This is a genomic window from Pseudomonas sp. XK-1 (genome assembly GCF_038069885.1).
Taxonomy (GTDB): Bacteria; Pseudomonadota; Gammaproteobacteria; order Pseudomonadales; family Pseudomonadaceae; genus Aquipseudomonas.
Genome location: NZ_JBBPES010000010.1, coordinates 168,813 through 178,742 on the forward strand (window position 1 = coordinate 168,813; position 9,930 = coordinate 178,742).

The following is a 9,930-nucleotide window of genomic DNA, read 5'->3' on the forward strand; positions in this document are numbered from 1 at the left end:
CGCCCCCCGCTTTGTCCGGATTCACCCGGCAATCGGCTAGAATGCGCGCCTGCGCCACTGGGTAGCCCGCATGTCCGATACGTCCAACACCACCCACCAACAGGCACACCTCAACTGGGATGCACAGGGCCAACCCCTCTGCGCCCGATTCGACGACCTGTACTTCTCCAACGAGGACGGCCTGGCTGAAACCCGCTATGTGTTTCTCGCCAACAACCAGTTGCCGGGGCGTTTCGCCGCCCTGGCTGCCGGCGAACAACTGGTGATAGGCGAGACCGGCTTCGGCACCGGGCTGAATTTCCTCTGCGCCTGGCAACTGTTCGAGCAGCAGGCTGCTCCCGGTGCGCGCCTGCATTTTGTCAGCGTGGAAAAATACCCGCTGAGCAACGCCGACCTGCAACGCGCCCTGGCGCTGTGGCCGGAACTTGCACCCTACGCCGAGCCGCTACTGGCGCAATACGTGGCGCTGCACCCAGGTTTTCAGCGCCTGGTGTTTGCAGGCGGGCGGATCGTTCTGACCCTGCTGATCGGCGATGCACTGGAGCTGTTCGGCCAACTGGACGCCCAGGTCGACGCCTGGTTTCTCGACGGCTTCGCTCCGGCGAAAAACCCGGACATGTGGACGCCGGAGCTATTTGCCGAACTGGCCAAGCTGTCCCACGCCAGCACCACCCTGGGCACCTTCACCAGCACCGGTTATGTACGCCGGCGGCTGAACGATGCCGGCTTCAAGATGAAGCGCGTGCCGGGGCTGGGGAAAAAATGGGAAGTGCTTAAAGGCGGTTTTATCGGTACAGCTGAGGCGAGCGAAAAGCCCTGGTTTTCTCGCCCGCCGCAGCCTGTCGGCCCGCGCAGCGCCATTGTCATTGGCGCAGGTCTGGCCGGCTGCGCCACTGCCGCCAGCCTGGCCCAGCGCGGCTGGCAGGTCTGCCTGCTGGAACGGCATGCCGCCATCGCCCAGGAAGCCTCGGGCAACCCGCAGGGCGTGCTCTATCTCAAGCTCTCCGCTCATCACACCACCCTGTCACGCCTGATCGTAAGCGGCTTCGGCCATAGCCGCCGGCTGCTGGAGCGCCTGCACAAAGGCCAGGACTGGGATAACTGCGGCGTGCTGCAACTGGCCTTCGACGCCAAGGAAGCGCAGCGTCAGGCGCAACTTGCAGCGGCCTTTCCGGCTGACCTGCTGACGAACCTGGACAGAAGCGCCGCCGAAGCCAGGGCCGGCATCTCACTACCCGCCGGCGGTTTGTTCTACCCCGACGCAGGCTGGGTGCACCCGCCGGCGCTCTGCGCCCTGCTCAGCAAACACCCCAATATCCAGTTGCAACTGCATCAGGAAGCCTTGGAGCTGCGCCGTGACGGTGATAGCTGGCAGGCCTGGAATGGCGAGCAGCTGCTGGCCAGCGCCGGGGTAGTAGTGCTGGCCAGCGCCGCCGAGATCAAGAGTTTTAGTCAGAGTGCAGACCTGCCGCTGAAACGCATACGCGGACAGATCAGCCGCCTGCCCGCCACGGAAGCCAGCCGCGCCTTAAGCACTGTGGTCTGCGCCGAAGGCTATGTCGCCCCGGTACGCCAGGATGAACACACCCTGGGGGCAAGTTTCGATTTCAACAGCAACGATCTGACGCTGAACAGCGCCGATCACGCGAGCAACCTGCAGCTATTGGAAGAGATATCGCCTGAGCTTTCCGACGCACTGAATGCTCCGGCACTCGACCCAGAGCAACTGCAGGGGCGCGCCGCGTTTCGCTGTACCAGCCCGGACTATCTGCCGATTGTCGGCCCGTTAGCCGACTCAGCCGCCTTTGCCGAGGCTTATGCGGTACTAGGCAAGGATGCCCGCCAGGTGCCGGACACACCCTGCCCCTGGCTCGATGGCCTGTATATCAACAGCGGGCATGGTTCACGCGGGCTGATTACCGCGCCGCTGTCCGGCGAGCTGATCGCCGCCTGGCTGAACAACGAGCCGCTGCCAGTGCCCGCCGATGTAGCGCAGGCCTGCCATCCGAATCGCTTTGCACTGCGCGCGCTGATCCGCAACAAAAGCTGAGCTCGGATCGGTGGCGGACAAGGCTTCGCCATGTCCGCCCTGCAGCCGGCACGCTGGCCCGGCGTCATGCATCAGCCGCGCAGGGTAAAACGCCAGGCGCGGTGGATCTTCTGGTTACGCGCGAAGTCCGGATCGAGGGTCGATTCGCTGATTTCCTCAACCTGATAACGCGCGGCCAGGCTTTCATCGAGCTCAAATTTGCGGAAATTGTTGGAGAAATACAGCACCCCGTCCTTGGTCAGACGGGCCATGGCCAGGTCGAGCAACTGCACATGATCGCGCTGGATGTCGAAGATGCCTTCCATCCGCTTGGAGTTGGAGAAGGTCGGCGGATCGATAAAGATCAGCTCGTATTCGCCACGGTCTTCGGCCAGCCAGGCCATCACGTCGCCCTGCTCCAGCTTGTTCTTGTCGGAGTAACCATTGAGCGACAGGTTGCGCCGCGCCCAGTCCAGATAGGTTTTCGACAGGTCGACGCTGGTGGTACTGCGCGCGCCGCCCTTGGCCGCATGCACGGTGGCCGTGGCCGTGTAGCAGAACAGATTGAGGAAACGCTTGCCGGCAGCCTCTTTCTGAATGCGCAGGCGCAGCGGTCGGTGGTCGAGGAACAGTCCGGTATCCAGGTAATCGGTGAGGTTGACCAGCAGCTTTACGCCGCCCTCGCTGACTTCCATAAACTGGCCCTGAGTGGCCTGGCGCTGGTACTGCTTGGTGCCACTCTGGCGTTCGCGGCGCTTGATCACCACCTTGCTCTTGTCGACGCCCAGCGCCTGCGGAATCGCGGCGATGGCGTCAAACATGCGCGCCTTGGCTTTCTCCGGGTCAATGGACTTGGGAGCGGCATATTCCTGCACATGCACCCAGTCACCATACAGATCCACCGCCATGGAATATTCCGGCATATCGGCGTCGTACAGGCGATAGCACTGCACGCCCTCCTTGCGCGCCCACTTGCCCAGCTGCTTGAGGTTTTTCTGCAGACGGTTGGCAAACATCTGCCCGCCTTCACTCAGGCGCGCCTGCTCAACCACCGGAGCCGGTGCAGGAGCCGGTTTGATCGGATTGCCATTCTTGTTGTACTGGCGCTCCAGCGGCTCCAGCGGGGATTTGTCAGCTTCGGCCTGCTCGCGTTCACGTTCGCGCTGCTCGGGGGTACGGCGCTCGCCGGTGACGAACTGTTCGGGCTGCACCTTGATCAGCAACAGCTTGCACGGCAGCGCGCCATTCCAGAAGGCGTACTGCTTGTGGCTGCGGATGCCCATGCGCTTGCCCAGATCCGGCGCGCCGGTAAAGACCGCCGCCTCCCAGCCCATGCAGGCCTGACGCAGGCGCTCACCGAGGTTCTGGTAGAGATACAGCAGGCTGGCTTCATCACCCAGGCGCTCGCCGTAGGGTGGATTGCAAATCACCAGGCCTTTCTGGTTCTGATCCGGACGCGGCTCGAAGGTCGCCACCTCGCCCTGATAGACCTTGATCCAATCGCTCATGCCCGCGCGCTCGATATTGTTGCGCGCCGGCTGAATCAGCCGTGGGTCGGCTTCATAACCGCGAATCCACAGCGGTGGTTTGGCCATGCCTGCTGCTGCACGCTCTTCGGCTTCGGCATGCACTTTCTTCCACAAAGCCGGCACGTGGCCCAGCCATTTGCTGAAGCCCCATTGCTCACGGGTCATATTCGGTGCGATGTCGGCGGCGATCATCGCCGCCTCGACCAGGAAGGTGCCGACACCGCACATAGGGTCGGCCAGCGCACCGCCTTCGGCCGCGATGCGCGGCCAGCCGGCGCGGATCAATACCGCAGCGGCCAGGTTTTCCTTCAACGGCGCAGCGCCCTGCTGCAGGCGATAACCGCGCTGGTGCAGGCTGTGGCCAGACAGATCAAGAGAAAGAATCGCCTCACCTCGGTCCAGACGCAGATGCACGCGCAGATCGGGATTGAGTTTGTCGACCGATGGCCGCGTGCCGTCTTTCAGGCGCAGCTTGTCGACAATGGCGTCCTTGACCTTCAAGGCACCGAAATGGGTGTTGTCGATGCCCGAACCGTTGCCGCTGAACTCCACCGCCAGACTGCCGTTGGACTCCAGGTGCTCGAACCAATCGACCTCCAGCACCCCTTCGTAGAGGCTCTGTGCGTCCTGCACGCTGTAGCGCTTGAGCACCAAAAGCACGCGGTTGGCCAGGCGCGACCACAGGCACAGGCGATAGGCGGTTTCCATGTCGGCCATGCCTCGAATGGCCGAGGTGTGCTCACGCGCCTCTTCAAGGCCGAGGCTGCTGGCCTCTTCAAGCAGCAAGCCTTCCAGGCCCTTGGGGCAGGTGAGAAAGAGTTCGTAACGATCCGACATGGGAGCTTCCAGTGTGCCTAAGGCAATAAACGGCGTGCAGCGAAATCAGCACACCCAAAATAAGTGACAAAGCGTCGCAGCGCGACCCTTCGTCGGAATAAACAACAGCCGCAATCGCAATTAATTCGCGATAGCAAAACACCAGTACTGCCCCCGCATACGCCCACAGCACAGGCCTCGGGGTGAAAAAGCGGCATCTGGCCGCAATGCCTTATGGCTTGGCCCGCAAAAATGTTACGCCCTTATGACGAAACGATCATTCACAGGCCTCTGCGCATTGGTTAGAAATCTACCTAGGCCATCGCCGCAAGGGTGATGGCAAGGAGGCTCGCGACGCCGGCAGCGAACTCCATAGGCAGAACTTTCTCTGCCTGACCTTGCTACAAGGTCTAAGGGACATAACAGTCAACATTGAGGGCTACACCCTATGAGAAGACTTAAGCGTGATCCGTTAGAAAGAGCCTTTTTGCGCGGCTATCAATATGGGATCAATGGTAAATCCCGCGAACTTTGTCCATTCACCCTTCCATCCGTACGCCAAGCCTGGTTGAACGGCTGGCGCGAAGGACGTGGTGATAACTGGGACGGCATGACCGGTACTGCCGGCATCCATCGACTCAACGAACTTCACGCTGTCGGCTGATCAAGGAATCCTACCGACTTCCAGGCACGCTCCATCCGAGCGGCGGGCGCAAGCCCAGGGGCTCCCTCAGGGAGCCCTTTTTTATGGCCTGCCATCCATGGCGGCCACCCTTAAACGCCTTCGCTACGCAACGTTAAAAATGGCTCTCTGCCATTTTTAATGTCAGGCCTTGGCTGGTAACGCGGCAATTGCATCGACCGCTTCGCGAATCAAAGCCGGTCCCTTGTAGATAAACCCGGAATAAATCTGTACCAGGCTGGCACCGGCGGCGATCTTCTCAGCCGCATGCTTGCCTTCAGTAATACCGCCCACTGCGATGATCGGTAAACGGCCTTTCAACTCGCCGGCCAGCACCTGAACGATGTGCGTACTCTTCTCACGCACAGGCGCGCCGGACAATCCGCCCGCCTCATCGGCACATTCCAGGCCATGTACCCCTTCGCGGCCCAGCGTGGTGTTAGTGGCAATCACCGCATCCATACCCGCCTCAACCAGCGCATTGGCAACTTCCACGGTTTCTTCATCACTCATGTCCGGCGCAATCTTGATCGCCAGCGGTACGCGCTTACCGTACTGCGCAGCCAGATCTTCCTGGCGCTGACGCAGAGCTTCGAGCAATTGCTTGAGCGAATCACCAAACTGCAGGCTACGCAGCCCAGGGGTGTTAGGCGAGCTGACATTCACCGTGACATAGCTGGCGTGCTGATAGACCTTGTCCAGGCACAGCAGATAATCGTCCACCGCGCGCTCGACCGGGGTATCGAAATTCTTGCCGATATTGATACCCAGCACGCCCTTGTATTTGGCCGCCCGCACCCGGGCCAGCAAGTGATCTACGCCATGGTTGTTGAAACCCATGCGGTTGATGATGGCTTCGGCCTCAGGTAAGCGGAACAGGCGCGGCTTGGGGTTACCCGGCTGCGGCCGCGGCGTGACGGTGCCGATCTCGATAAAGCCGAAGCCAAGCTGGGCAAAACCGTCGATGGCATCGCCGTTCTTGTCCAAGCCGGCGGCCAGGCCGACCGGGTTGGCGAAGTCCAGCCCCATTACCTGCACGGGCAGTGCTGCCGGACGCTTGGTCAACAAGCCATTGAGCCCCAGACGGCCACCGGCCCCGATCAGATCGACGGACAGTTCATGGGAGGATTCCGGGGACAGTTTGAACAGCAGCTCGCGGGCCAGGGTATACATGGGCAGGCTTAGCTCGATAAAGTGACAAAGGCCGCAATTATAGCCGCCTGGCCACCTCATAGGCGAGGCGCAAGACTGCTTCAGCTCAAACGGCGCAGGCTCAGCAGTTCGCCGGCCGCACTAAACTCAAGCTCGAAGGAACCATAGACCCCTTCGTGAGTCAGAAACTGCCGAAAATGATGGGCCGGCACGCTCACCCGGCGACCGTCACGACTGCGCAGTATTATGCGATTAGCATGGCCCTGATAGACCGCACGCAAGCGCTCGGCGGACAGCGCAATATCCAGCACCAGACTGGGCATGGAGGCACCTACGCAAATGAATGCGGCAATCTTGCCACAGGCAAAGCGCAAGCCCGTGAAAAAATGGCCGGGAGCCATGTTTAACGTCGCGCAGCGACGGCCCGCAGGGTGGCCGCCAGGGATGGCAGGCCATAAAAACCTGTCAAATCAGTCGATAAAGCCTGTGCAGTGGCCGTCTGCCTCTGCCAAACTGGCATTGCTGACTATGGAGTTTCCACCTGGCCATGAGTTTGTCTGAGCAGCCCCCTACCCTCAGCTCACGCCTTGGTGCCCTGGCCCAACGCCTGGGCCTTATTGGTCGCGCGCCTCGCCAAATACTTGAGCGCGCGGGTCAGTTGCGCCTGCCATTCGCCCCCCTGCCCGAGATCCGTGACAGCATCTGCTGGCAGGACGGGCCACAGCTGCATCGCTTGATCGATCTGCCACGTGGCGCGCTTTCCGGCCCCGTGCAAGAAGACAAGGCCCAGGCCCACGCCGCCTTGATCCGCATCATCGAACTCGAGGAGCGCCAGCTGAGCTCATTCGATCTGCGTATTGTCGACGGCGTTTCAGGGTGCACTGCCAACCAAGCCGCCTTTGCCAGCTTCGAGGACTATGCAGCCAGCCCGGCATGCCGCCAGGTGCGCATCATCAGCTACAAGGACTTTGTCAAAACCATCAGCCTCGCTCTGCCGCGCTTTCTAGCCGGCGACCCCATCAGCCTGCGACAGGCCAGCTGGCATGGCGAACGGGTGTTCTGGGCCGGCGAGCATCACCCCCAGGCTTTTGCCTGTGCAATCGCCTATGCCCGCCGCCGCGAACTGGAAATCAGCCTGCCCGCAGACCTGTGTCACTACCGTTTGAGTGCCCACGGGCTGAGCAAGTTACAGCAGCAATACCATGCCCTGGCCATGCCGGCAGCCGCCTGGAGCGACCCGGCCTTTATGGGGCTACTGCTCGATAGCGGCCTCCCCTATGCACGCCTGTCGCTGCTACGCAGCCCAGGCGACCCGGAAATCCTGCTGCTGCCCAAATACTCTGCCGAAGCCACCGCCCTGGGCGAAGGCTTGCGCCTGGCAGGCGCACCAGATGTGGTGGAGTACTTGCAGCGGCTGACGCAGCACCGGGGATAATCAAAAACATCCGCCACAGACTTCCGCGCCTAGACTTGCCATAAAAAGCCCGCCCTCATTCAAGAGAGCGGGCTCAGAACTACCCTATATCACACGGTATATTCTTGTTCCTGGCCGCCAATCAGTAGCATTACTTTGTCTCCGACACCGATATTATTCAGTGTCGCCACTTCAACAAAGTCGCCATTTAGGCCATCAATATCCACTTCCAGCTTGGCGTCTGGGCCGACAGCGGTGATCTGCACAAAATCGGTTACATTGCTGGCAACACCGAAGTTGGCATCCAGCAGCGCACCCAGATCGATTTTATCCCCCTCATCAAAGTTGTAGTCGGTAATCACGTCGGCATGCGCAAGACCCGTTTCGGAGAAGACAAAGGTATCCGCGCCGCCACCACCGGTCAGCGTATCGTTACTCAACTCGCCGATCAGAATATCGTCAGCATCCCCGCCAATGAGGGTGTCGTGGCCACCATTACCCACCAACACCACGCCGTTTTCAGCATCAACGCCATCCGCGGCAGCAGAGATCACCGCATCAGGATCGAGCATAGTGACAGTCAGCTGATCATCCAGAGCCGACAAATCACCGTCGCCATCCGTGACCGCAAGATTAAAGTTAAGAGCCAGATCATCGATAGTTACGGTCTGGTCATAGGTAATGTTATTGATGTTGAACTCCAGCGACCCACTGATATTTTCAATTTTCAGCGTATTGAACTCGGTGGCGGTATAGATAACAAACCCGTTATCAACTGCCTCCCATGTTCCGGCCAAGTCCGCATCAACAATAACCGTGACCCGCTCGCTACCCTTGACCACAGAGAGGTTCTGCTGGCCAGCCAAAGCGGTATTAAAGTCGAAGAGCACACCATCCAACGCCACCAAGACCATTGCCGTGGAAGTTGGCCCGCCACCGGTCCATTGCTGCAGAGTAAAGCTGACAAAACTCTGCTTGTTCTGGAATTGCAGTTGCAGCCATTGGCCGTTGTTGATTTTCGGCGTATCGACACCCACGCCCAGATTCGATGCATTTACCTGCTCGCTCGAATTCTGGTCTCCACCCGATATCACCAGAGAGTTGTCCGCAGTTGCCACATCATCGGTAGGGCCAAACGCACTAAAGTCCTGCCCGCTCACCGTCGTCGAGGAAATTACCTCATTCGAAATCATCTCGAAGGTATAAGTGCCATCCGGATTGATAGTCAGTTCAAAGAACGGATTGCCGGCAGGGTCAGCCAGGCTGCTAAAGGCATGGAACTCGACACTGCCATCCCCACCGTCAGACACCGCATTGGTAGTAGTTGTGTAATAGAAGCTAAACAGCACCTCATTGCTGCCATCCGCTGTCACATCAACCTTGGCGATGCCAGGCTCAGCCGTATCGCTCTGAACGAAACTGACCGACTCACCGGAATAGGTGCCAGTTTCTGCCAAAGCCACTGACAGGAAGTCCAGACCATCGGCACCGAAGCTCGCGTTATAGCGGCCACTAAAGGCAACGGTCGAAGAGCTTGAGATCACGGCATCCATGACCGACAGGAAGTGCGGGCCATCATCGCGGAACACCAACGAACCGCTCAGGTCCAGGCTGGCGTCATCGCTGTCGCCGTCCTTGTCGGTGATGGTCGCCGTCAGGGTCAGGCTGTTCGCATCCGGGCTGATCGGTTCGTTCGGGTCGGTGGTCGGGTGCTTGATCGCCAGCACCTGATCCAGGGTCACCAGGCTGCCCACCACGGTGACGCTGAAGGCCACTGCGCCACCTTCGCCGCCCACCCGGCCTTCCACGCCGCTGGCGGTGTTGTAGAGCAGGATGCTCTGGTTGCTGGCCACGTCCACCAGGCCGCTGTCGGTGCCATCGACGGTGCTCACCGCATAAGTGGTGCTGCCGCTGTTATCGGCTCCGTAGCTGCCACTGAAGGCTCCCGCCACGTCGACGCTGTCGTTCAGCGCCAGGTTGGTTTCATCCACTTCCAGGCCGACGTTGTACTCCGAGGCCACGTTGATGCTTGGGCCGTCATCGCGGAACACCAGCGAACCGCTCAGGTCCAGGCTGGCGTCATCGCTGTCGCCATCCTTGTCGGTGATGGTCGCCGTCAGGGTCAGGCTGTTCGCATCCGGGCTGATCGGCTCGTTCGGGTCGTTGGTTGGGTGCTTGATCGCCAGCACCTGATCCAGGGTCACCAGGCTGCCCACCACGGTGACGCTGAAGGCCACTGCGCCGCCTTCGCCGCCCACCCGGCCTTCCACGCCGCTGGCGGTGTTGTAGAGCAGGATGCTCTGGTTGC

At 60.5% G+C, this 9,930-nt stretch carries 7 protein-coding genes; 3 read left to right on the plus strand and 4 right to left on the minus strand.

The annotated features are described in order from the left end of the window. Positions 1-70 precede the first annotated feature (70 nt). Positions 71-2,050, plus strand: coding sequence for a bifunctional tRNA (5-methylaminomethyl-2-thiouridine)(34)-methyltransferase MnmD/FAD-dependent 5-carboxymethylaminomethyl-2-thiouridine(34) oxidoreductase MnmC (gene mnmC, locus WMW70_RS21960; RefSeq protein ID WP_341439584.1), 1,980 nt, complete (start codon positions 71-73; stop codon positions 2,048-2,050). A gap of 71 nt (positions 2,051-2,121) precedes the next feature. Here the strand turns inward: mnmC and rlmKL are convergent, their stop codons facing one another. Beyond that, positions 2,122-4,395 (minus strand): bifunctional 23S rRNA (guanine(2069)-N(7))-methyltransferase RlmK/23S rRNA (guanine(2445)-N(2))-methyltransferase RlmL, encoded by a 2,274-nt coding sequence (gene rlmKL / locus WMW70_RS21965; RefSeq protein WP_341439585.1) that lies wholly within the window; start codon positions 4,393-4,395, stop codon positions 2,122-2,124. Positions 4,396-4,822: 427 nt separating this feature from the next. Here rlmKL and rmf point away from each other — a divergent pair, with 427 nt between their 5' ends. Then, positions 4,823-5,038: a ribosome modulation factor gene (gene rmf, locus WMW70_RS21970; RefSeq protein WP_233685155.1), complete on the plus strand. Its 216-nt coding sequence runs from the start codon at positions 4,823-4,825 to the stop codon at positions 5,036-5,038. Positions 5,039-5,200: 162 nt separating this feature from the next. Here rmf and WMW70_RS21975 read toward each other — a convergent pair whose 3' ends face one another. Further along, complete coding sequence (locus WMW70_RS21975) at positions 5,201-6,229, minus strand: quinone-dependent dihydroorotate dehydrogenase (protein WP_341439586.1); 1,029 nt, start codon at positions 6,227-6,229, stop codon at positions 5,201-5,203. Positions 6,230-6,309: 80 nt separating this feature from the next. Next, entirely contained in the window at positions 6,310-6,531 is a 222-nt protein-coding gene (locus WMW70_RS21980) for a DUF2835 domain-containing protein (RefSeq protein ID WP_341439587.1), read from the minus strand. A gap of 224 nt (positions 6,532-6,755) precedes the next feature. Between WMW70_RS21980 and WMW70_RS21985 the strand changes: the two genes are divergently transcribed. Next, positions 6,756-7,643, plus strand: a complete 888-nt coding sequence (locus tag WMW70_RS21985) for a DUF6685 family protein (RefSeq protein ID WP_341439588.1) — start codon at positions 6,756-6,758, stop codon at positions 7,641-7,643. Between the two features lie 89 nt (positions 7,644-7,732). Here WMW70_RS21985 and WMW70_RS21990 read toward each other — a convergent pair. Then, positions 7,733-9,930: DUF5801 repeats-in-toxin domain-containing protein (locus tag WMW70_RS21990; RefSeq protein ID WP_341439589.1), on the minus strand; the 2,198-nt coding region annotated here is incomplete at its 5' end.